The following is a 22,324-nucleotide window of genomic DNA, read 5'->3' as shown; positions in this document are numbered from 1 at the left end:
TATCTCCCACAAGCGCACTTCTACGCAGATGCGCTGCGTAGTATTACGTAGAAAGCCACCCCGGCGCGCAACGTACAATCGCGCCATGAAACTCCGGCAAAAAGTCATCTTTCTCGCCATCACGCCTTTGATCCTGGCGTTGTGCGCGATCGCGCTGGCGGTGTGGCACCAGTCGGCCTTGCTGGCCACGCAGCAGAAGGCCGCCATCGAGCAGGCCTACCTGGCCAGCAAGGAAGCGGAACTGAAGCACTACGTGGCGCTGGCCTCGCACTCGGTGGCGCACCTGTACGAAGCCGGTCGCACCGACCCGGCCGCGCAGGAGGAGGCCAAGCGCATCCTGGCTTCCCTCAGCTTCGGCGACGATGGCTACTTCTTCGTCTACGACATGCGGGGCAACAGCCTGATGCACCCGCGCCAGCCGGAACTGGTGGGCCGCAACCTGTATGCGATGCGCGACAATGCCGGCAACCCCACCATCATGCGGCTGCTGGCGCGGGCGCGCGAGGGGGGCGGCCTGGAACGCTACCAGTGGGTCAAGCCGTCCACCCGGCAGGAAGTGGCCAAGCTGGGCTACGTCATCCCGATGCAGCGGTGGGGCTGGATGATGGGCACCGGCATCTACCTGGACGACGTGGAGCGCGCGCTGGCGAAGATCGACACGCAACAGCGCGGCAACATCCAGAACACCATGCTGTGGATCGCGGCGATCGCGATCCTGTCGGCGCTCGCGGTCGGCTTTTCCGGGCTGGCGCTGAACATCAGCGAGTCGCGCGTGGCCGACGCGAAACTCAAGGCGCTGGCCCAGCGCGTGGTCGAATCGCAGGAGGAGGAACGGGCGCGCCTGTCGCGCGACCTGCACGACGGCATCAGCCAGTGGCTGGTGTCGATCAAGCTGCAGATCGAGGCCGGCATCGAGCGGCTGTCCGGCCAGCCCTCGCAAACGGACAAGGCGCTGGCCGTGTTCGAGCACACGGCCGGGCAGCTGAACAAGGTGCTGGGCGAAGTGCGCCGCATCTCGCACAACCTGCGCCCGGCGGTGCTGGACGATATCGGCCTGGCCCCCGCGCTGGCCCACCTGGCCGAGGAATTCCAGCACGACAGCGGCATGCCGGTGCGGTTCAGCGCCGCGGGCAGCACCGAGCGGCTGCCGGAAACCGCCAACACGGTGCTGTTCCGCATCGCCCAGGAAGCGCTGACGAACATCGAACGCCACGCGCGGGCCAGCCGGATCGCCGTCGCCCTGGCCGGCACCGCGCACGGCGTCACGCTGTCGATCGGCGACGATGGCGTGGGCTTCGATCCAGCCGATATCGCCCAGCACCCGAAGCGCGGCATCGGCCTGCGCAACATGATGGAACGGCTGGAAGCCATCGGCGGCCGCCTGGAACTGGACTCTTCCCCGGCCGGCACCACGGTGCGGGCCCATATCGATTACGGAACGTGACATGACGATCAGGATACTGCTGGTGGATGACCACCCGCTGGTGCGGGATGGCTTGCGGGCGCGGCTCGAAGCCGTGCCGGGATTCGAGGTGGTGGCCGAAGCCGGCAGCGCCGCCGAAGCGCTGGAGGCGGCCAGCGTGCACGCGCCAGGCCTGGTGCTCATGGATATCAATATGCGCGGCACGAATGGTATCGAAGCAACGGCGGCCTTCCGCGCGCGGTTCCCGGATATCGCCGTGCTGATCCTGTCGATGCACGACAAGCAGGAGTACGTGTCGCAGGCGATGGCGGCCGGCGCCCGCGGCTACGTGCTGAAGGATGCGCCGGGCAAGGATATCGTGGTTGCCATCGAAACCGTGATGTCCGGCGGGATCTACTACAGCGCGGCGCTGGCCCGGCAGCTGGTGCGCGCGCCGGCGCAGGAAGAACTCACTTCGCGCGAGCAGGAAGTGCTGCGCCACATCGCCAACGGCGAATCGAACAAGCAGATCGCCCGCGAACTCGACCTGTCGGTGCGCACCGTCGAAACGCACCGCCTGAACATCAAGCGCAAGCTCGGCATCGAAGGGCAGGCCGAGCTCATCAAGTTTGCCGTGCAGCGGGCACGCGACCTGTAGGCGCTAGATGTCGGCAGGCGTCGGCAGGTGGCAGAACTGACAACTGTAGCAGGGAGTTACCGGGAGTAAGCGATTTTCTGTTGCTCGAATTGAACACGGGCCGGTGCATTTTGCGACTCCGTATCGTGCATGACCGTCTGGCGGTGGTTTTCTGATATATTCCCAAATGCATCTTTTTGCTTAATTGAAATATTCAGATAGCAACAGCCGATAGGTTTTGCCCTGCGCAGGGGGCGTGCTGTCCGTTCCAGCTTGCATGACCATTGCGCCCAACCGCAACGAGAAAACGATGTTCCAATCCGACCTGTTCCCCGTGCTGGGACTGGAAGCCGTAGCCGACACCCGGTATCAATGGACCGCGCTGGCCGTCCACCCGCATCCCGCCAGCGCACAAGGCGCCGCACTGCTGGCATTGCTGAGCCAGCCCGACGCGCAAGCCGCCTTCGCTCCCCTCGACTGCATCGTTCCGCTCGCCGATCCGCTGTCCATCGACGCGGCGCAGGCCGCGCTGCTGCCGGCCGCCCGATTCGTGCTGCAGGTACCCGCCGCCGCGCTGCAGGATGCGGCCGCGCGCAAGCATTGCGCCGTGCTTGCCGAGCAGGGGTTCCGCCTGCTGGCGGAAGGGGAGGCGGGTGTGCATGCGCCGCAGGCCGGCATCCGCGGCATCGCGCATGGCGGCAAAGGCCTGCCGTCGGCGCTGTCGCTCCTTAGCCTGCCGGGCCCGCACTGGGCGCATGACGTGGACGATACCGCCCGTTTCGCCGCCTGCCGCGATGCCGGCATGGGCTGGTTCAGCGGCCCTTATTCGCGCCGCCGCGCGGCGGAAGCCGGCGACGGCACCTCGCGCAAGCGCCTGCTGTCGCTGCTCGGCCTGCTGGCGCAGGATGCCGATTCGCGCGAGCTGGAAATGCTGCTGAAGCAGGATCCGGCGCTGTCGTACCACCTGCTCAAGCTGGTCAACTCGGCGGCCTTCGGCTTCACGAACCCGATCCACAATTTCGGCCAGGCGATCAATGTGCTGGGCCGGCGCCAGCTGCAGCGCTGGCTGCAACTGCTGCTGTACGCCCGTCCGCAACAGGATGGCATGCCGAACCTGCTGCTGCCGGAAGCGGCGCGCCGCGCGGCGCAGATGGAAGCGCTGTGCAAGGCCCAGGGCGGCGACCGCGACCGGCAAGACCTGGCCTTCGTGGTCGGCGTCTTCGCGCTGCTCGATGAACTGCTGGCGATGCCGATGAGCGAGATCGTTGCGGCACTGACGCTGGACCTGGACGTGGTGGGCGCACTGCTGGACCGCGCCGGCCCGTTCGGCGCCATGCTGGCACTGGCGGAACAGCAAGTGCCCGATCCCGCCGCCATCGCCGCGCTGGGCCTGACGCCCGGGCAGTTCTGGGAAAGCCAGTTGCAGGGCTGGCGCTGGGCGATCCAGGTCAGCAGGACCATCTGATGTCGCTGCACCCGCCGCCGGCACTCCCCCTCCCGGACTCCATTGCCAGCAGCGCCGCGTTATGCGACGCGGTCCTGCGCCTGCGCGGCCCGGCCCTGGCCGCCGAACTGGGACGCATCGCCGGCGAAGTGACGCACAGCCCGTGGGCCCGCTACGTACCGGCCGACACGGCACCCGCCACCGCGCCGCCGCCGGACGCGCTGATTCAGGACATCGCGCACGACGATTGCCGCCTGGGCCGCTTCGAAGTGGCCGGCGGCCCAGGCGGCCCCGCCGAGCGTCGCAGCCTGGAAAACCTGGCCCGCCTGGCGGCCGGCGTGCTGCACGTGCACTCGCTGGCGCAGCGCTCCACACATGCCTACGCGCAGGTGGAAGCGATGCTGCAGCACCAGGCGCAGATCCTCGACCAGATCCACGAATCGGTCGTCACGATGGACCAGCATGGCTTCATCACGAGCTGGAACAAGGGCGCCGAGCGCCTGTTCGGCTACACGCCGGTGGAAGCGATCGGCCGCAACATCCTGTTCCTGTACGACGACGAAGACCCCACTTTCCACGACCCGTTCCTGATGCAGGGCGGCCGCCTGATGGAAGTGCGGCGCAAGAAGAAGTCCGGCGAAGTGTTCTGGGCCAGCCTGTCGCTGTCGCCGCTGGTCGACGCGAACGACCGCTCGACCGGCCTGATCGCCTACCTGACCGACATCACCGAGCGCAAGCAGGCCGAGGAACGCATCCACCACCTGGCGTACTACGACGCCCTGACCGGCCTGCCGAACCGCACGCTGCTCACCAAGCTGGTGGACCAGGCGCTCTCCGTGGCGCAGCGCACGAAGTCGCACGGCTGCGTGCTGTTCATCGACCTGAACCGGTTCAAGCTGATCAACGACACGCTGGGCCGCGTGGCCGGCGACCAGTTGCTGCGCGAAGTGGCGCAGCGCTTCCGCATGGCGCTGCGCGAGCAGGACGTGGTGGCGCGCCTGAACGGCGACGAATTCGCGGTGGGCCTGTTCGAACTCACGCAGCACTACGAGGCGGGCACGGTGGCGCAAAAGCTGATGGCCGCGCTGTCGCAACCGTTCCTGATCGATGGCCACGACCTGCGCGTGGGCGCCGCGATCGGCATCAGCGTCTACCCGGAGGATGGCCAGGACGCCGAAACCCTGCTGCGCCAGGCCGACATCGCCATGTACCGCGCCAAGCAGGGTGCCGAAGTGGATGGCGTGGCGTTCTACAGTGCGGACATGAACCAGGGCATGCATGAGCGCATGCGCATCGAATCCGGCCTGCGCCACGCGCTGGGCAGCAACCAGCTGCTGCTGCACTATCAGCCCAAGTTCTCGATCGGCGACGGCAGCATCATCGGCGCCGAAGCCCTGGTGCGCTGGCAGCACCCCGAGCGCGGCATGGTGCCGCCCGGCGAATTCATCCCGCTGGCCGAAGCCACCGGCCTGGTGGTGCAGGTGGGCGAATGGGTGCTGGAAGCCGTGTGCGCCCAGGCGCAAGCGTGGAAGCTCGCCGGCATGCGGCCGATCCGGCTGGCCGTCAACGTCTCCGCCCGCGAATTCACCGCCACGCTGCCCGACCGCGTGCAGAACACCTTGCGGCGCTATGAGCTGGAACCGGAGTGGCTGGAACTGGAAATCACCGAGAGCACGCTGATGCACAACATCGACCGCGTGATCGCCATCATGGACCGCATCTCCGCGCTGGGCGTCACGCTCTCGCTGGACGATTTCGGCACCGGCTACTCCAGCCTTTCGTACCTGAAGCGCTTCCCCATCGACACCCTGAAGATCGACCGTTCCTTCACCACCGGCATCCCGCACGACAGCAGCGACTGCGCCATTGCCAGCACCATCATCAGCATCTCGCGGCAGCTCTCGCTGCGCGTGATCGCCGAAGGGGTGGAGACGGTCGACCAGCTATCCTTCCTGGAGCGCTCCGGTTGCGACGAGGTGCAGGGCTACCTGTACTCCCGGCCATTGCCGCCTTTGGAGTTCGAGCAGGCGCTTGTTGAGAAGGGCTGGGCGCCTTCCGCTGCGCACTCTGGCGGTGGGGAATGATTTCTGTATAATGCGGGCACTTCGTTAGTCCGTTTAACGGTACAAAACGTCGAGGGAAGCGTGGCCGAGTGGTTGAAGGCAGCAGTCTTGAAAACTGCCGACGGGGAGACCTGTTCGTGAGTTCGAATCTCACCGCTTCCGCCAATATCCTGAACTAAGCCCCTGATTTCAAGGGGCTTTTTTCTTTTTCGGCGCCGTTTCTGTGCGGGCTAGCCATCTTCGCGAGGCCTTCGAAAAATAATAGTTGCGGAAACGGTTTCCGCAACCCCGCGTCACCTTGTGGGCTTCACGACCTCGCCGACGCGCCGGTAGACCCGCTGCGTGATCTGGTTGTCGCTATGCCCGAGAAGCTTGTTCGCGTCGTCCAGGCTGACAATTTCGCTGGCCGCCTTCGGGCGAATGTCCCGGAACTGGAACGCCCGTACGCGCTTCGCCAGATCAGTCAGACCAGCGGACTCGGCCTTCGCTGCCGCTGCCACGCGGGCGGCATCGAAGCGATCGCGCAGCATCTTCGCCGCGAGCGGCTGGCCGTCCTCCGTGCTGATCAGCCGCCCATTCATCGCCTGCACCGGCCGCGCAAGGAGTCGCTCGATGCACGCGCCCAGCTCGGTTACCTGGCCTTCCGCACTCAGCCGGATACGCACAGGCCGAGTCGTGCGGAAGTACCAGCGTCTGGTCGAGCGATACGACGAATGCCGAGCGCTGAGCAACGGCGTTCAACCCGCCGCGGTGGCAGAAGAGTAGCTTACCCCTTGCGTTTGCGGCCTGCGAAGGCGAGCAGGCCCAGGCCGCCAATCATCATTGCGTACGTTGAGGGCTCAGGGATAGGGGCTATAGCACCCGTGTTGATATCGTATCTCATTGAACCGATTGCAGCATTCCCACTGGTATTAGCGAAAGTGAGCGTGAGTGTCTTCTCTAGATCAAGGTGGGTTCCGACTCCCCAATGTCCAACCCTGTCGCCCAAAAGCTCTTGCTCAAAATGGATCTGCCCGCTAACCGGCATGGTTCCAAACCAATAGGCGTACGCACTTGCAGCATATTCACCGAGTGGATCGTCAGTGTACGCTGCAACATGAGCATCGAGTGAAAAAACCACTTTCGTATTGGCCGACAAAGTAAACTCGAATGCTGAGCTTTCGAGCGCGACGTCGCTCAGCATACCGATATCGTTCCGGCCACTGTCTTTAAGCGTAACGCTTCCAGAGAGCGCTTCTGTCAACGGTGAGTCGCGGCCGACGATACTTCCTATTGCATGCGCGAAGGGGGTGTCGATCTCATACGAGAGGGGCCCCGTCCCGGTGCCAGGCTCATTGATTCCGGTAGACGTGCCATCAAGAGTCTGCACGCTCACACTAATGTTGCCGCGACCGGGCCTTTGCGAATAGCCGATATTCAGGCTGGGCGCAATGCCATCGTTGCTGTTGAGATCGACTAATGTGTAGCGAAGCCCTGAGATTGAAGCTTCAGCGTGCGTCTCCGCAAGCGCCTGAGCGGTTCCTGCCACCAACAAAGCAGCCAATAATCCCTTCCGGTAGTCCATTATTTTCTCCTATAAAACCGCTAATTTAACTTGCAAGGATGGAAATAGTAAACTGTTAACTTTCGGGAGTCGTATCGGATTTGGTAGACTGTACGGATATACAGCACTTCCCATAAGCGATCATGAACGGCAGCACGCATCCCTCGGTGGCCCGCCGGCCGCCGAAATCACGCCTGGACTGCGCGTGTCGGTGATTCTGCTTCGTCGCGACGGCAAGCGCATCACGGGCGAAGAGTTCCGCGCCGCCGACCCCGTGCGCGGCTACCTGCTGCTCGGGCCGACACAGAAGCACCGCAGCGGAGGCGGCGCCTCGCACATGGCCGAGGTGATGCGGCCGGGCACCGTCGCTACGGGCTCTATCTGCAAGCCTGTTCAATCCGGTGATCGAGAAGGCGGACGCGCGCGGTTTCGTGCTGAGCGGCTACGAGATCGCGCTCGAGAACGAGCAACCGGTTTATGTCGAGCAGGTGTGGCTGCTGCGCCCGCTGACGGCTGCCGACTCCCTCTGGCTGACTGCAGACCCTTCCAGTTTCTAAGCTGCAACCCGGTTGACGCAGATCAACCGGTGCCGGCCTCAGCCGTCCTACCCGTGCAACACGGGAGAAACCATGGAAAACAAACCGATGACGATCGAGCTGGAGCCGACGCGCTAAGGCGCCTGGCCGAATAGCTGGACGCCACGCACGCCGCACCGTTCAAGACCTGCTTTCTGGATGAGCACTGGGATGCAGTCGAGCGTGCTTTGGATTGGCTTGTGAATGGTGCGGAGTCGGGGAAACTGTCTAATATGCTGGCAACAGCGATCTCAGAATGGGCATGGACGCGCAGTCTAGGAACCACTGTGTATTTGACGACTCTGGCGCAGGGCTAGACTGCATGCGGCCTTCGAGCTGGTGCGGTCCCGCATGGGGTGCAGGTACGCTACAGTTGGGTTGTCTTCGGTCGAACTGGGGTCTTGCCGGTGCGAATATTGTTGATAGTCGCATCGATGAGTTGGCGGAAGCTTGGGTCTTGATACGCAGCCGTGAGAAAAGCAATGGTCGCCTCAGCTCCGCCCGAGAACGTAAATAGCGGACTGGTGAATTCGCAGTCCTCGAAACCTGTTACGCTTTTGCCGAAAAAGTCAGCTCAGCGCCACTAAACTTGCAGCGCGCGAAGTGCCTTCCGTCAATGACGAGCTGTTGAACCCCAAAATCCTTCCCCTCAATGCGCTCGACGACTTCCGCAGTTTCCTGAGTCGGCTTACCTCGGGCATATAGGACCAGCGACGCGGCGGAGCCGCGTCGCGCTTCGCTTTGCGACCTCGACTGTAGTGATCGTGCCGCTACCGTGCCTGGCGTGTGCAGGCTTTCCAGGCGCCAGCCGCCGCATTGCGGAACGAATGCCGCCCCTAGCGCGGACGCCTTCCCGTACTCGCCGGCGCTCATCAGCATATCGTCCAGATACCCGGGAAACCTCTCATCCAGGACATCAACGGCAGCTACAACACGCGAAGGCGCGCCTCGGCATCGCCCGCATCGAAAAAGCTGCCGAGCAACCGTTCGCATAAGAATATGCAGAAACGATTGTTCATATAACAAGTTCCCACCAGTAAGATCGCATTCTCAACTCTCAAGGAACCGCGATGCGTCACCCACCTCTGCAGCGTTTGCCGCTACGCCAAACCACGATTGTCTGCGCGCTGCTGTTCGCGGCCCTCCCGACAACGCACGCACAAGCCCAAACCGCCAATACCGCCGAAGCCACAAATGCCACCGCCGCCGTAGAATCTGAAAGCGCCGCCGCCATCGATCAGGTCACCATCGTCGGCTCCCGCGCCCGCAACCGCACCGTCTTCGACAGCGCCGTCCCCATCGATCGCTTCGGCACCCGGGAAGTCGAGAACGCACTGTCGACCGGGGACCTTGGCGCAGCCTTGCAGGCCCTGGCACCATCGATCAACTTCCCCCGCATCGAATCGAGCGGCGCAGCCGACTCGGTAAAAGGCATCCAGCTGCGCGGCCTGGCGCCGGACCAGGTGCTGGTGCTCATCAACGGCAAGCGCCGCCATGCCAGCTCTGTGCTGGACACGGAAAGCAGCTTCGCCGGCATCGTGCCGGTCGACATCAATGCCATTCCACCGGGCGCCATCGACCACATCGAGATCCTGCGCGACGGCGCCGGCGCGCAGTACGGCAGCGATGCGGTGGCCGGCGTGATCAACATCGTGCTGAAGAAGGCACGCACCGGCGGCTCGGCATCCATCAGTTACGGCGCCAACCATACCGACTTCGCGCCAACCAATGACACGAAGACCGATGGCCACACCACCATCGTCAGCGCCGATGTCGGCGTGCCGATCGGCGACTCCGGTTATTTCCGCTTCGGCGCCGAACACCGCGGCCGCAATCCGACCAACCGGGCCGGCCCCAGCGATGCCGGCTGGACGTCGTGGAACGCCACGGCTGCCGACATGGCACTCGATGGCCAGGTGGTCTTCAAATCGGGTGATTCCGAACAGCGCAACAACTACGCGTTCTACAACGCGATGGTGCCGCTCGCGGAGGGCGTGGACGCGTATTCGTTCGCCACCGTCAACAAGCGAAAATCCGATGGCAGCGCCTACTTCCGCTACCCGGGCGATCCGTCGAACGTGCCGGAGATCTATCCCGCCGGCTTCCGTCCGACCACGAAAGGCGACATGACGGACGTGAGCGTGGTCGCCGGCCTGCGCCTTGCCGGCGGAGGCTGGAACTGGGACCTGAGCGCGCGCCATGGCGGCAACGAGTTTCGCTACGACTTGTCCAATTCGGTCAACGCTTCGCTGGGTGCAGCCAGCCCGACCCGCTTCCACCTGGCCACGTTCGACTTCGACCAGAACGCCGTCAACGCAGACCTCACGCGCGAGCTGGACGTGGGCATCGGCGCACCGCTCCACGTGGCCGTGGGTGTCGAGTACATGCGCGAAACCTACACCAGTTCGCCGGGCGACCCGGCGTCGTATGCCGCTGGTCCCGTTACCGGGGCGCCGCCGGGCGCGCAAGCCGGGCCAGGCCTGCGGCTGCAAGACACGTTCGATGGCCGCCGTTCGGTGCGCTCGGTATATGCCGACATCGAAAGCGACCTTACCTCGCGCCTGCTGTTGGGCGCCGCCGCCCGGTATTCCGATTACAGCGACTTCGGCAATGCGCGCACTGGCAAGCTGTCCGCTCGCTACAAGGTGACGGAAGCATTCCTGCTGCGCGGTTCGCTGTCGAACAGTTTCCGAGCACCGGCACTGGTGCAGACGGGCTTCCGCTTTTCTACCCTCAACTTCAACAGCGATGGCACGGCGCTGCAGACGGCCGCTCTGCTGCCGGGCAGCGATGCGCTGGCACAAGCGTTCGGCGCTCGCACCCTGCAACCGGAAAAATCCACCAACCTGTCGCTGGGTGCCGCCTGGCGGCCGCAACGCAGTACCAGCGTCACGGTGGACGCCTACCGCATCCGGCTGCGCGACCGCATCGCCCGCACCAGCGACCTGCAAAGCGATGCCGCTACCGCATACCTCACCAGCATCGGCCGCAGCGATATCCAGTCGGTAGCCTACCTGGCCAACCTGCTCGACACGGTCACGACCGGCCTCGACGTGGTGGTCAACCACGACCTGCCATTCGCTGGCGGCAACCTGGACCTGAACGCCGCGCTGAACCTGAACAAGACACGCATCGACCGCGTGCACCAGACCCAGGCCGCGCTGGCCCGCATCGACCCCGACCTGACGCTGCTGACCGAAAACAGCCTGTTCCGCATCCGTCACGCTTCACCGAAATCGAAGCTCGTGCTGGGTGCAGACTGGCAGGCCGCGCGCTGGGGCGTGCAGGCACGCGCTACCCGCTTCGGCGCCCTGAAGGATTTCTCTTACGATGACGAAGCGGAGATGATCGACGGCGTGCACGCGCAGCGCTTCGCCGCGGTGTGGACCGTGGACGTGGAAACGCAATACAAGCTGACGAAGCAGCTGACCCTCGTGGTGGGTGCCGACAATCTGTTCGACCGCTATCCGCAGCGCGTGCGCGAAACGAACAATGCGACTTACGGCGGCGCGCTGCCGTACAACTTCATCAACCCGATCGGCCTGAACGGCGCATACTTTTATGGCCGCGTGCGTTACACCTTTTGAAAAGAGCAACCCATGAAACTATCCAGGATTTTCACTGCAATCTGCTTCAGCGCGCTGATGGCATCCTCCGCGCAGGCCGCCGACAAGAATGCGCTCGTGCTGATGACCGACTTCGGCACGGGCGACGGCGCGGTATCGGCCATGCGCGGCGTGGCCTTCGGCGTCGACCCGGCGCTGCACGTTTCCGACCTGACCCACGAGATTCCCGACTACGACATCTGGCTGGGCGCCTACCGGCTGTACCAGACCGCCAATTACTGGCCGAAGGGCACGGTGTTCGTCAACGTGGTGGATCCCGGCGTCGGCACTCCGCGCAAGTCGGTGGTGCTCAAGACGCGGGAAGGGCGTTACTTCGTTGGCCCCGACAACGGTTTGTTCACGCTGATCGCCGAACGCGATGGCGTGGCGGAGTTGCGCGAGATCGACGAGAACGTCAACCGCCTGGCCGGCTCCGCCGAGTCCTACACCTTCCATGGCCGGGACGTGTACGCCTACGTGGGCGCACGGCTCGCATCGGGCACCATCACGTTCGAGCAGGTGGGCCCCGTGCTGCCGGGCGAATCGGTGGTCAAACTGGCCTACCAGAAGGCAGTGCGCAATGGGGATGTCATCCGCGGTATCGTTCCCGTGCTCGACGTGAAGTACGGGAATGTCTGGACCAATATACCGAAGGCGCTGTTCGAGGAACTAAAGATCGGCGTGCATGACCGGGTACAGGTGCGCTTCCTGCACAAAGGCAAGCAGGTGGCGAGGGTAGTGGCGCCGTTCGAGCACACCTTCGGCGGCGTGGCCAAGGGCAAGCCGCTGGTTTATCTGAACAGCCTGCTGGAAGTGGCCGTGGCGATCAGCCAGGGGAATTTCGCGGGCAAGCATAAGATCGAATCGGGGGTGGATTGGGAAGTGGAGATCGCCAGGTACGCTGGAAAATAGCCGGCTGTTGACGACATGAAGCTGATGATGAGACGATTCGGTCGCCGAATATTCAGATAAATCCGATAAGGCAACCGAATGACATTCAAGTTCCTGTGCAACGGCTGTGGCCAAGTCCACCAGGGCATGCCAGCCTTCGACGCAGTAGCGCCGCTGAGCTATTACGGCGTACCTGAACAAGAGCGCGAAGCGCGTTGTGAGCTCGGCTCAGACGCGTGCATCATCGATGGTTCCCATTACTTCGTCCGCGGCTGCCTCGAGATTCCTGTACATGGCGAATCAGAGCCTTTTTCCTGGGGCGTTTGGGTATCGCTGAGCGAAAACAGCTTCCAGCAATGGTGCGATACTTACGAGTCCGAGAAACGTTCGCATGTCGGTCCGTTCTTCGGCTGGTTGAACGCGGCGCTCGATCCCTATCCTGCCACCGCAAGCCTGAAAACCCACGTTCATCTCAGGGACGGTTTCGTCCGGCCATTTATCGAACTGGAACCGACCATGCACCCGCTGGCCGTAGAACAGCGTGAAGGCATTCCTGTCGCGCGTGTCGCTGAACTCTATGCGCTTGTAGTTCACGGCGACTTTGCGACAGGAATGGAAAGCAATGCCCGGAACTGACAGTCGGGTCACGGCGAACGTGAATAGAGTGTTCCACTATCGTCGACGGCCGTCGGCGCGAGGTTGGCGTTGCATCTGACCGATAGGCCGGCGCAGTTGGAGATGCGTTGAATTTCCCGGTCCATATCACGTTCGAACCTGACTGGAGAACCGCACCACTGGCGTTCTGAGTCCATGTATCGGTAGCTACGTCGGCAAGCGAATTTATTCCACCAGTTCCACGCCCGGTGCTGCACAACGGTACGTCTTCCTGCATGTCGATGCCGGCGGAACCGATCTGCAATTCAGCTCGTTGGCGCAACTCGACCACTTTATCGAAGTCATGGTGGCGAAGTCTCTGCCCACGAGTAGCCAGCTCTCCAGGAAACGTGCAGCGGCCGCCGGCCCGAACGGCCATTGGCTGAGCCGCCTGCCTGCCAGACTCAAAGCGCCGAGGGTACGGGAGAAGCTGGTGATACGGCTCCGCGTCATCAGGGATGCACCGCTACCGTTCGAAGAGGGGCGCACAGTCGTCACATAGGGATAGTTATTGATCTCGCTCGCTCGTATTTCTGTTGCAAACCAACTTCTGTCTTTTGCGCCGGATCAAGAATCGCTATCTGATCCACCCCTGACCAAGGAGACAGAAATGGCAACCGATGCATATTTGAAGATTGATGGGATCAACGGCGAATCTGAAGACGAACGACATCGCAACTGGATCGAAGTGCAAAGCGTTGTCTATGCAGTTCACCAGCCAAGAGCCACGGTCCTGTCGACGGCAGGCGGACATACAACAGGCAGGGCCAACCTCTATCCCATCACGTTTCAGAAACTAGCTGATCTCGCTTCTCCTATCCTTTTGCAAACCTGCGCTGTTGGGAAGACCCTATCCAACGCAGTATTTGAGTTCATGAGGGCTGACGGGGACGGCAAGCCGATTACGTACTTCAAGATCGAACTCGAAAACTTGATTATCGCCAGCATTACCCCTGATAGTGGCGAAGGGGGAATTATTACTGAGCGGGTCCAGTTCGCGTACGCCAAAATCAAGTGGCATTACATACGCCAATCGATAAAGGGCGGAATGCAAGGTAATACGCAGGGCGGTTGGGATTGCTCCACTCATAAAGTATGCTGATCGGAGGAGCTATGTCTAAGCCCTATGACGGAGCCCGAATGATCATATGCCCTCTTGAGGAGGCAGACTTCAGACATGCCTGTGCGGTTATTGTGTCTGGCGACAGCTTCAACCCTTGTGGTCATGCGTTACTGCACGTAGGGAGTAACTGGAGTTGGTATGCGCATATTTCGGGCCCTTACGACATGCCTAAATTTATGCACGAGAGTGAATTCACGCGGTACCTGAACGAAAACGGCAAGCGGGAGATTCGTCGTTGGCCTATCGTTCTTAAGAACCCTAAAGGCGCGCATGACAAATTGCACGAACTGATGGAAAAGCCGTGGCTATGGGGAGGCTTGATTCACAATTGCGCTTCCTTTGTAGAGGAAGTGGTGCAGGCAGGCGGTAGTGAAGCTGGGATCTATCTGAATTGCCCTAGAGCGGAGTCTTTTTCATGAAAACCCTACTCATTTCGATTGGCGTTGCTTTCCTGGTAGCTGGAATTGTGTATGTCTCGATAATTTTGTTCTATCCGAAAATGAATCTCGATTATGCGTTTGGTCTCCTTCTTTATTCTTTCGTCGGGTCAGTGTTCGTAACAGCGCTGGTGTTAATTTTTCGGAATCGTCGTCGTTAGTTGCGGGAGATGACCACATTGCTCGGGAAAGCAAAAGGCCGCTGCGACGGACTTTTGCTTTAGGGGCTAATGTAGTTGGAATAGTTGCGTCCTACTGCACCGTCGGGAATTTCGGATAAGCACTCTGAACTCTACTCTTTTAATAGCATCGAATAACCGAAGTCAGCTCACTACTTCAATATCAAAATCGAATGGCTTTGTGGCGTTGTTTATGATAATTGCGCATCCTTCATCGAGGAGGTCGTGCAGGCAAGCGATAGTGATGCTGGCCGCTACCTGAATTGCCCTAACGCGGAGTTGTTCTCATGAAAAGCATATTCATATCCCTTGGCGTTGCCCTATTGGTAGCTATAGTTGTGTATGTATCGATATTTTTCGTCGATCCGGGGATGAACGTCGAAAAAGCGCTAAATCTTATTATCTGTTCTTTCCTCGGCTCAGTGGTTCTGACGGCGTTGGTGTTGCTGTTGCGGCGTTTTGGCCGCTAGCTGTCAGTTCCGCCAGATCGAAAGCTCCCGGTTCTGACTGACCAACGCTAGCACATGACTTCCCGTGGGCATTCTTCATGTTGAAACCGGTGGCCACAGCACTTTGAAAAAGCAAAAGACCGCCGCAGCGGTCTTTTGCTTTTTTAGCGAACGGTACGACAATACCCGCATCCCGGGGCACTATCCGGCACAACCTGCTGCCCGGCACCCGGATCAGTGACTACGCGCCTCCTCATCAATCTTCGAACTCGCCGCGGTATCCCGCATGAACCAGCAAACCACCAGCGTGCAGGCAATCACCCCAGTCACGTACCAATAGAAACCACTCTCCAGGTTGATCGACTTAAACCACAGCCCCAGGTATTCCGCCGTGCCGCCGAACACCGACACCGCGACGGCATAGGGCACGCCCACGCCGGTGGCGCGGATGGAAGCGGGGAACAGCTCGGCCTTGACCAGCGCATTGATCGACGTGTAGCCCGAGACGATGATCCAGGCGCAGGCGATCAGCGCGAACGCTTCCCACGGGCCGCTGGCGTTGCGGATAGCGGTCAGCAAAGGCACCGTGAAGATCGTGCCGAGCAGGGCGAACGCCACTAGCAGCGGACGGCGGCCGATCCGGTCGGAGAGTGCGCCATACAGCGGCTGCAGGCACATGGCGAACAGCAGCGAGGCGGCCGAGACAGCGGTAGTCTGCGCATCGGTCAGGCCGACTGAAAGGCGCAGGAACTTCTGCATGTACACGGTGTAGACATAGAAGGCCAGCGTGCCGCCCATCGTCAGGCCGATCACCAGCAGCACTTCCTTCGGGTGCTGGGCCAGCTGCTTCAGGCCGCCCATCGGCTTGGCCTTCTTGCGCGCGGCCTCGAAGGACTGCGTCTCGGGCATGTCGTGGCGCATCATCAGCGCGACCAGCGCCAGCAGCGCGCCGATCACGAACGGGATACGCCAGCCCCATTCGCGCAACTGCTGGTTATCCAGGAAGTAGTTCTGCAGGACCAGCAGCAGCACCAAGGCCAGCAACTGCCCGCCGATCAGGGTGACGTACTGGAAGCTGGCGTAGAAGCCGCGCCGTTTCGAGTCCGCCATTTCCGAGAGATAGGTGGCGCTGGCGCCGTATTCACCCCCCAGGCTGAGGCCTTGCAGCAGGCGCGCCAAGAGCAGGATGCACGGCGACAGGATGCCGGCCGTGGCATAGGTCGGCGCACAGGCGATCAGCAGGGAGCCCACGCACATCAGCAGCACGGAAGCCATCAGCGCGACCTTGCGGCCATGCCGGTCGCCCAGGTGGCCGAACAGGATGCCGCCGAGTGGGCGCACGAAGAAGCCCAACGCGAAGATGCCTGCCGTCGACATCATCTGCGCGGTGGGGTCCTGGGAAGGGAAGAACGAGCTGGCGAAATACAGCGCGAACGCCGCATAGCAGTAGAAGTCGAACCATTCGACCAGGTTGCCCGCCGAGCCGACGAAGATCGCGCGCAGCCGCGCGCCGGAGATGCGTTCGGTGGTGTCCGGGCGAGCGCCGCCGATCGCCTTGCCTGTGACTGTATTCATGGGTTGTCTCCTTTATCAGAAGACTCATTGTCGCCATCGGCACGGCGGCGGACATCCGCAACTTCCGGCGCTGCCGTCTCCGTAGAATTACGGAGGCGGTGCCGCGCCGGCCGTGCAACTGTTATCGTTCGCTGCTCAGAGTCACATGGATTGCGATGGCCACCTGGTTCAACCGACGCCGAATGCTGGCCCTTGCCGCCGCCGCGGGAGCGATCGTCCTGGTCGTCGCCGCGGGGAACTGGGCCGAGCGATTCGAGCTGCAAGTCAAGACGGACGCCCTGCGCCAGGCTGCGGCGGCGCACGCACTGGGTCTCCGGGGGCTGGTCGAGAAACATGACTTCCTGCCCCACGCCGCCGCGCGCCACCCGGACGTGCAGGATTTGCTTCGCGCGCCCGGGGATCCGGCCCTGCGGGCACGCGTCAACGCTTACTTCGCCGACCTGCAGGTGACGACCGGCGCCGCCGCGCTGTTCCTGGTCGACCGCGCGGGCATGACGCTCGCCACCAGCAACTGGAACCTGCCAACGAGTTTCATGGGGCAGTCCTACCACCAGCGGCCGTATTTCGAGGATGCCATCCGCGGCAAGCGGGGGATTTTCTATGGGCTCGGCCTGACGACGGGCCAATCGGGCCTGTTCATCGCCGAACCGGTCGGCGCGGCCGGCAAGATCCTCGGCGTGGTGGTCGTCAAGATCAGCCTGGAGCCGCTGCAAGCGACCTGGATGCGCGGCAGCGAGCCGGTGGTGCTGCGGGACAGCCGCGGCATCGTCTTCCTGAGCAGCGTGCCCGCCTGGCTGTTCCACGGCATTCGCCCGGTCTCCGCTGCCGATGCGCGCTGGATCGCAGAGCACGTCCAGTACGGCAACCGGCGGCGCTTCGAAGTCCTGCCGTGGACTGTCAGCGCGCCCCAAGGCGTGGACGGTTTCATCCTGCGCACCACGCTGGACGGGCAGCGCGCCAGGCTGCTCGCGCTGGATACTCCGCTGCCGGAACTGGGGTGGACGCTGACCGTCACCTCCGACATGAAGGAAGTGGTCCAGGCACGCCAGGCGGCACTGGCCCTGACCGCGCTCGCCATGGCACTCGTCTTCGTCGGCGCGCTGTACTGGCGCCTGCGCGAAAAGCGCTATGCGGAGCAGCAGTCGGCACGGCTGGAACTCGAACGCCGCGTCGAGGAACGCACCCGCGACCTGCAGAAGGCGCACGCGTTCCAGAAGGCCATGGAAGACTCGCTCCTGGTCGGCATGCGCGCACGCGATCCCGAAGGCAAGATCATCTACGTCAATCCGTCGCTGTGCGCCATGGTCGGCTACAGCGCGGAAGAACTGCTTGGGTGCCGGCCGCCGTATCCGTACTGGCATCCGGACGACCTGGAAAAGCAGGCCCGCGAGAGCGACGCGGCGCTGCAGGGAAGGGCGGCGCCGCACGGCTTCGAGTCGCGCATCCGGCACAAGGACGGCCACGATGTGATCACGATGGTCTACACGGCGCCGCTGGTCGATGCGCAGGGGCAGCACTGCGGCTGGATGAGTTCCGTGGTCGACATCACGGCGCAGAAACAGGCCGAAGCCCGCCAGCGCGAGCAGGAACTGCGGCTCCAGCGCAGTGCCAGGCTGGCCAGCGTGGGCGAGATGGCTTCCACACTGGCGCATGAACTCAACCAGCCGTTGATGGCGCTGTCGAACTTCGCCGTCGCGGCGCGCGCGCTGGCCGCGCAGGGGCCATCCGACATGATTGCCGGGGCCCTCGATGAAATCGTCGACCAGTCGAAGCGCGCCAGTGAGATCGTCAAGCGGGTGCGCTCCTTCATCAACCCGCAACGCGCGCTGTATGAAAGGGTGCCGGTGGCGACCGTGATTGCCCATGCCGAGGCGCTGCTGCGGCCGGAGCTGCAACGCCACGGTGTCACCTTGCGCCTGTCGCTACGCGATGGCGGCGCTTCGATACGGGGAGACCAGGTCCTGCTGCAGCAGGTACTCGTCAACCTGATCCACAACGCCGTGCAGGCGGTGCAGGATCTTCCCGCGCCACGGCGCTGCATCGACCTGGCCAGCGAGCTGGCCGGGCCAGCGATCAGCATCCAGGTGGCCGATCGTGGCCCGGGCATTCCGGCCGAACAGCTGGACCAGGTTTTCACGCCTTTCCACACCAGCAAGCCGGACGGCCTGGGGCTGGGATTGAGCATTTGCCGTACCATCGTGGAGGCGCATGGCGGTGCCATCGCCGTCGAGAACCGCGCCGGCGGCGGCGCCGCCTTCACCTTTACACTGCCCACCGTGCCATGAAAGATTTTCCCCTGACCTTATATGTCGTCGACGACGACGAGGCGCTGCGCCGTTCGCTGCTGCTCCTGCTGTTTTCACAGGGCCTGGCAGTCCAGGCGTTCGACTCCGGCGAAGCCTTCCTCGAGGCGGTCGACATGCGCCAGCCGGGGTGCGTGCTCCTCGATTTGCGGATGGGCGGGATGAGCGGCCTGACCGTCTTCGAGCGGCTGCTCGCTGAACACAGTCCGCTCGTCACGCTGTTCCTGTCGGCCCATGGCGATATCGCGACCGCCCTCGAAGCGGTACGGCGCGGCGCCTACGACTGGGTGGAGAAGCCGGATACCCGGCAACTGCTCGACAAGCTTCCCTCCGCCATCGCGCTGGCCCGCTCACGCGCGCAGGCGCTGTGGCAATGGGCGCAGCTGACGCCGCGCGAGCGCGAGGTCGCCCGCCTCGTCGGCGTCGGCCAGCAAAACAAGGAGATTGCCCGCACGCTGGTGCCGCCATGCGGGCCACGGTCGGTGGAAACGCACCGCGCCAACATCTTCAGCAAGCTGCAATGCGCCAACGATAACGAGCTGGGGCGCTGGCTGTCGGCGCATCCGTGGCTGGATTGATGTTGCGCCGCGAATGGGCGGCCTCGATTACAACCAATACTGGTCTTGCGCGCCTGTCTCGGACATCCCGATGACCGCCGCTGCGCCAGCATCTGGTCGAACGTCGGCGGCCGCCACGGGTCGTACACTCACCAGGGAGGCAACCGCTTCACCAACTTCGTCCTGGTAAGCAAGGACGTTGGTTGTACTCTCGACGCCCTCCAGCAGATCACGTACCAGCGTGGCGGCCGCGGTGCCCGCATAACTGCCGGCCTTTGCCGGCGTATCCAGGCTGAGAGAGAAGTTCGTGGCCACGTCGATCTTCTTGTCGATCAGGGTCGCATCGAGCCTTCCTTGCGCGGTGTCGTTCGCCAGCGCGCCGGACATGATCGATATCGAAGCGTTGGCCCGGCTCAATGCGCCCGAATCGATTGCGCCCGTCCAGAATGCCAATCCATCGGCATCGGGAGCCCGATCGAGGATGTTCGTGTAGATCGCGTTAACGAAGCTCGTCGTGTCACCGGAGTAAAGCTCTTTGGATTCAAGGCTGGTACCGAACGAATCAACCAGTGCTTTCACGGATGGGTCCGAGTTGTATCGGGCGGCGAAATCGATCACGTTGGTGGGCGCCTCCAGCGCGGACAACTGCAGCTGGAAGCTGGCCAGCGCACCAGGATCGGCCGCCCGGCCGAAATAGCCGATGTACAGGGCTTGCGTGACGTTACTGTATTCCAGATTGACAGTCGTATCGGAAAATTCAATATTCTCCACGGACTCCAGCGTGTCGGCAGATAGTGTGCCCATCTTTGGCGCAACGATGACTTCCGCGCCATTCTTCATTATCCGATAATCGCTGCCTGGCTTGAGGTAGCGAATGGTGTCGATACCGTCTCCGCCGCTGACACGATCTTCCAGAGCGGTCGCCAGGAATGTGTCGTTGCCGCTCCCGCCTTTGAGAACGTTCGCGGTCGGTGGAACCGGCACGGTTGGCGTCACCGGCGGCGTGCCCGGTGAAATCGCGACGATGGAGTCCACATTTTCATAGACCCCGACCGACACGGCGCGATAATACGAGCCTTGGTCCCACCCGGCAGAAAAATAGTAGGTTCCGGAGTAGGGAGCGACAAAGTCGAATACCATGTCGATGCCGTACGTGATATCGGGTCCATTGACAGCAACGACATTGCCTGCGGAGTCGTAGACTTGAATCAGGAATGGATCGAAATAGCTATAGCTGAAAATGTCGTAAGTAGCACCTTCCCTGGCGGTAAATGAGAATGTCGAATTGAGAATGGCATATTTCTCGGAAGTGTAATAGCTCGCACTATTGTCCCATCCAACACTATTATCTTCAGCTTTAGAAAGTTCCAGCCGGATGGCTGACTTCATTTCCGGGAAACTCAAGTCTGGTAAAAAGTCTAAGGTTTTGTATGTCGGCATTTTCTGACCTCCCTGTCAGTAGTGTGGCGTGCTGTTACGCCTTTTGGTTTTCTGTTAGATGACCATGGAATCTCTGGCGGGCGTCCAGCCAGGCGTCGCAGCGAGCGATACGTCGGCTCTGTCCAGGAATGATCGCTGAGGTGGCTATCGATATGAATGCCCGCGCCATGCTTCGTTAAATATGACCGGCATCGCGGTCAGGCTGAAGCCAGTCGCAAGGAACCAGGCGTGAGCAAAAAGACCCCGTCGATAACTTTTGATTTCTCGTCTCCAGGCTGCCGGCAACTCGCATGTATCGTTACCGGAGCGCCTCGCCGCCGTTGACCGCATGAGAGATGGAGAGGTGCCGGCGGCACGCGGGCGGCATTGGTCGCAATTAATGCCACAGAGCAACCAAAACTCTTTGCGGTTTCGTAATTAAGATTGAATAATGGAAATTGTACAGGATTGTCTGGTAAGTAATTCTCACCAATACTCACGGCGATCCCCGATCGGTGAAGATATGGCTTCATTTTTTTGACCGCATGCCGCAGCGATCCTGCATCGCCGGCCTGCCTCGTCACTCTCAGCGGAAGAGGCTCGATCAAGCGCTGGGGTATGAAGTCTTTTGACGGCATCTCCTCCGTGGGGCCCAGTGCTCATCCGCCCGATTCGTGGTTCATCCCGCGCCACCGTACCTCGTCGCATTCCCTTTGCACCCACGCTTTCCCAACGCCATACTCGCCCACACATCAACACACAGGGAGCGTGAATGGTCACCGAAAACAAACTGGGCCGCCTGGTCGGCCTCATGATGCTGCTGTCCATGGCCACCGGCATAGTTGGCTTCTTCGTCGTGCTGCCACCGGCCTTCGACGACCCGGGCTATCTGGTGAACGCAGCCGCCCATGCCGGCAACGTCAGGGCGGGCGCTATGCTGGTGCTGGTGCCGGCGGCCCTGATGCTGTGCATGGTGCTCGCGGGCTGGCCGGTGTGGCGCCGCGACGGCGAACGCCTGCCGCTGGCCCTGCTGGCCCTGGCGGCGACGGGACTGGCGGTAACGGTCATCGAGCAGGGCCTGCTGCTGGCAATGTTATCCTTGAGCCAGGCCCACGCAGCGGCCAGCGCGCCACAGCAGGCCTTGTTCGATGCCGCCCGGGTGTTCGCCGGCAGCGCGCGCTACTGGATTCATTATCTTGCCCTGTTTCTCAGCGGAGTCGCCAGCTTGACCCTGTATGCCCTGTTGTTCCGTTCTCGCCTGCTGCCCCGTGCATTGCCCGCCTTCGGCATGGCGGCGGTAGCGCTGCATCTGGTGGCGATCCTGCTCCACGTAGCGGGACAGCCATTCAACTTCACCCTCGTGGTGCCGGCCGGTGCGAGCCAGCTTGCCACCGGCTGCCTGCTGCTGACGCTGGGCTTCCGCGCGCGGCAAGGTGGCGCACAGCGCACCGTGGCACAGGCCTGACCC

At 62.4% G+C, this 22,324-nt stretch carries 18 protein-coding genes and 1 tRNA gene; 15 read left to right on the top strand and 4 right to left on the bottom strand.

Annotated elements, in window-relative coordinates; genetic code table 11:
• Positions 1–85: 85 nt before the first annotated feature.
• The 5 genes from EYF70_RS19940 to EYF70_RS19920 all read left to right on the top strand — a co-directional run bounded on the left by EYF70_RS19940 (position 86) and on the right by EYF70_RS19920 (position 5,711).
• Complete coding sequence (locus EYF70_RS19940; protein ID WP_131146973.1) at positions 86–1,444, top strand: cache domain-containing protein; 1,359 nt, start codon at positions 86–88, stop codon at positions 1,442–1,444.
• A gap of 1 nt (position 1,445) precedes the next feature.
• Positions 1,446–2,060 (top strand): response regulator, encoded by a 615-nt coding sequence (locus tag EYF70_RS19935; protein ID WP_131146972.1) that lies wholly within the window; start codon positions 1,446–1,448, stop codon positions 2,058–2,060.
• Between the two features lie 289 nt (positions 2,061–2,349).
• Complete coding sequence (locus EYF70_RS19930) at positions 2,350–3,504, top strand: HDOD domain-containing protein (RefSeq protein ID WP_131146971.1); 1,155 nt, start codon at positions 2,350–2,352, stop codon at positions 3,502–3,504.
• Positions 3,504–5,567: a putative bifunctional diguanylate cyclase/phosphodiesterase gene (locus tag EYF70_RS19925; RefSeq protein WP_131146970.1), complete on the top strand. Its 2,064-nt coding sequence runs from the start codon at positions 3,504–3,506 to the stop codon at positions 5,565–5,567. The genes EYF70_RS19930 and EYF70_RS19925 overlap by 1 nt, the downstream gene beginning before the upstream one ends.
• 54 nt (positions 5,568–5,621) lie before the next feature.
• Positions 5,622–5,711, top strand: a tRNA-Ser gene (locus EYF70_RS19920).
• Positions 5,712–5,839: 128 nt separating this feature from the next.
• Here EYF70_RS19920 and EYF70_RS19915 read toward each other — a convergent pair.
• Together EYF70_RS19915 and EYF70_RS19910 are read right to left on the bottom strand one after the other, a co-directional pair.
• Entirely contained in the window at positions 5,840–6,211 is a 372-nt protein-coding gene (locus tag EYF70_RS19915) for a site-specific integrase (protein WP_131146969.1), read from the bottom strand.
• Between the two features lie 101 nt (positions 6,212–6,312).
• Complete coding sequence (locus EYF70_RS19910; protein ID WP_131146968.1) at positions 6,313–7,110, bottom strand: PEP-CTERM sorting domain-containing protein; 798 nt, start codon at positions 7,108–7,110, stop codon at positions 6,313–6,315.
• Positions 7,111–7,490: 380 nt separating this feature from the next.
• On the opposite strand from EYF70_RS19910, the gene EYF70_RS31150 reads away from it, so the two are divergent.
• From EYF70_RS31150 to EYF70_RS19880, 7 genes are all read left to right on the top strand, one after another.
• Positions 7,491–7,646, top strand: a complete 156-nt coding sequence (locus EYF70_RS31150; RefSeq protein WP_165497747.1) for a hypothetical protein — start codon at positions 7,491–7,493, stop codon at positions 7,644–7,646.
• A gap of 1,088 nt (positions 7,647–8,734) precedes the next feature.
• Positions 8,735–11,251, top strand: a complete 2,517-nt coding sequence (locus EYF70_RS19905) for a TonB-dependent receptor plug domain-containing protein (protein WP_131146967.1) — start codon at positions 8,735–8,737, stop codon at positions 11,249–11,251.
• A gap of 12 nt (positions 11,252–11,263) precedes the next feature.
• Complete coding sequence (locus tag EYF70_RS19900) at positions 11,264–12,181, top strand: SAM hydrolase/SAM-dependent halogenase family protein (protein WP_131146966.1); 918 nt, start codon at positions 11,264–11,266, stop codon at positions 12,179–12,181.
• Positions 12,182–12,259: 78 nt separating this feature from the next.
• Complete coding sequence (locus tag EYF70_RS19895) at positions 12,260–12,796, top strand: DUF2199 domain-containing protein (protein ID WP_131146965.1); 537 nt, start codon at positions 12,260–12,262, stop codon at positions 12,794–12,796.
• Positions 12,797–13,424: 628 nt separating this feature from the next.
• The gene (locus EYF70_RS19890; RefSeq protein WP_131146964.1) at positions 13,425–13,916 is read left to right on the top strand and encodes an Hcp family type VI secretion system effector; all 492 of its coding nucleotides are present in this window, start codon (positions 13,425–13,427) and stop codon (positions 13,914–13,916) included.
• Between the two features lie 11 nt (positions 13,917–13,927).
• Entirely contained in the window at positions 13,928–14,356 is a 429-nt protein-coding gene (locus tag EYF70_RS19885; RefSeq protein WP_131146963.1) for a hypothetical protein, read from the top strand.
• Between the two features lie 484 nt (positions 14,357–14,840).
• Positions 14,841–15,023 (top strand): hypothetical protein, encoded by a 183-nt coding sequence (locus tag EYF70_RS19880; protein ID WP_131146962.1) that lies wholly within the window; start codon positions 14,841–14,843, stop codon positions 15,021–15,023.
• A 213-nt stretch (positions 15,024–15,236) separates the two neighbouring features.
• Here the strand turns inward: EYF70_RS19880 and EYF70_RS19875 are convergent, their stop codons facing one another.
• On the bottom strand, positions 15,237–16,577 hold the full coding sequence (locus tag EYF70_RS19875) for an MFS transporter (RefSeq protein WP_131146961.1): 1,341 nt from the start codon (positions 16,575–16,577) through the stop codon (positions 15,237–15,239).
• A gap of 182 nt (positions 16,578–16,759) precedes the next feature.
• Between EYF70_RS19875 and EYF70_RS19870 the strand changes: the two genes are divergently transcribed.
• Positions 16,760–18,862 carry a sensor histidine kinase gene (locus EYF70_RS19870; RefSeq protein ID WP_229420468.1) on the top strand — a complete coding sequence of 701 codons (2,103 nt, stop codon included), beginning with the start codon at positions 16,760–16,762 and terminating at the stop codon, positions 18,860–18,862.
• Positions 18,859–19,458 (top strand): response regulator transcription factor, encoded by a 600-nt coding sequence (locus EYF70_RS19865; protein ID WP_131146959.1) that lies wholly within the window; start codon positions 18,859–18,861, stop codon positions 19,456–19,458. The genes EYF70_RS19870 and EYF70_RS19865 overlap by 4 nt, the downstream gene beginning before the upstream one ends.
• A 27-nt stretch (positions 19,459–19,485) precedes the next feature.
• Here the strand turns inward: EYF70_RS19865 and EYF70_RS19860 are convergent, their stop codons facing one another.
• Positions 19,486–20,877 carry a DUF4214 domain-containing protein gene (locus EYF70_RS19860; RefSeq protein WP_131146958.1) on the bottom strand — a complete coding sequence of 464 codons (1,392 nt, stop codon included), beginning with the start codon at positions 20,875–20,877 and terminating at the stop codon, positions 19,486–19,488.
• A 751-nt stretch (positions 20,878–21,628) separates the two neighbouring features.
• On the opposite strand from EYF70_RS19860, the gene EYF70_RS19855 reads away from it, so the two are divergent.
• A complete protein-coding gene (locus EYF70_RS19855) occupies positions 21,629–22,321 on the top strand; it encodes a DUF4386 domain-containing protein (RefSeq protein ID WP_131146957.1) in 693 nt (230 codons plus the stop codon).
• Positions 22,322–22,324: the final 3 nt, after the last annotated feature.

This window comes from Pseudoduganella albidiflava, assembly GCF_004322755.1.
In the GTDB taxonomy this organism is placed as follows: Bacteria; Pseudomonadota; Gammaproteobacteria; order Burkholderiales; family Burkholderiaceae_D; genus Rugamonas; species Rugamonas albidiflava.
The sequence above is the reverse complement of the archived record's forward strand: the minus strand, read 5'-3'. Positions and strand labels throughout refer to the sequence as shown.

What these genes read in the sequence shown, in the direction of transcription:
- EYF70_RS19940 (WP_131146973.1), top strand. Translation starts at nt 86, where the DNA reads ATGAAACTCCGGCAAAAAGTCATCTTTCTCGCCATCACGCCTTTGATC.
- EYF70_RS19935 (WP_131146972.1), top strand. Translation starts at nt 1,446, where the DNA reads ATGACGATCAGGATACTGCTGGTGGATGACCACCCGCTGGTGCGGGAT.
- EYF70_RS19930 (WP_131146971.1), top strand. Translation starts at nt 2,350, where the DNA reads ATGTTCCAATCCGACCTGTTCCCCGTGCTGGGACTGGAAGCCGTAGCC.
- EYF70_RS19925 (WP_131146970.1), top strand. Translation starts at nt 3,504, where the DNA reads ATGTCGCTGCACCCGCCGCCGGCACTCCCCCTCCCGGACTCCATTGCC.
- EYF70_RS19910 (WP_131146968.1), bottom strand. Translation starts at nt 7,110, where the DNA reads ATGGACTACCGGAAGGGATTATTGGCTGCTTTGTTGGTGGCAGGAACC.
- EYF70_RS19905 (WP_131146967.1), top strand. Translation starts at nt 8,735, where the DNA reads ATGCGTCACCCACCTCTGCAGCGTTTGCCGCTACGCCAAACCACGATT.
- EYF70_RS19900 (WP_131146966.1), top strand. Translation starts at nt 11,264, where the DNA reads ATGAAACTATCCAGGATTTTCACTGCAATCTGCTTCAGCGCGCTGATG.
- EYF70_RS19895 (WP_131146965.1), top strand. Translation starts at nt 12,260, where the DNA reads ATGACATTCAAGTTCCTGTGCAACGGCTGTGGCCAAGTCCACCAGGGC.
- EYF70_RS19890 (WP_131146964.1), top strand. Translation starts at nt 13,425, where the DNA reads ATGGCAACCGATGCATATTTGAAGATTGATGGGATCAACGGCGAATCT.
- EYF70_RS19885 (WP_131146963.1), top strand. Translation starts at nt 13,928, where the DNA reads ATGTCTAAGCCCTATGACGGAGCCCGAATGATCATATGCCCTCTTGAG.
- EYF70_RS19880 (WP_131146962.1), top strand. Translation starts at nt 14,841, where the DNA reads ATGAAAAGCATATTCATATCCCTTGGCGTTGCCCTATTGGTAGCTATA.
- EYF70_RS19875 (WP_131146961.1), bottom strand. Translation starts at nt 16,577, where the DNA reads ATGAATACAGTCACAGGCAAGGCGATCGGCGGCGCTCGCCCGGACACC.
- EYF70_RS19870 (WP_229420468.1), top strand. Translation starts at nt 16,760, where the DNA reads ATGCTGGCCCTTGCCGCCGCCGCGGGAGCGATCGTCCTGGTCGTCGCC.
- EYF70_RS19865 (WP_131146959.1), top strand. Translation starts at nt 18,859, where the DNA reads ATGAAAGATTTTCCCCTGACCTTATATGTCGTCGACGACGACGAGGCG.
- EYF70_RS19860 (WP_131146958.1), bottom strand. Translation starts at nt 20,877, where the DNA reads ATGCCGACATACAAAACCTTAGACTTTTTACCAGACTTGAGTTTCCCG.
- EYF70_RS19855 (WP_131146957.1), top strand. Translation starts at nt 21,629, where the DNA reads ATGGTCACCGAAAACAAACTGGGCCGCCTGGTCGGCCTCATGATGCTG.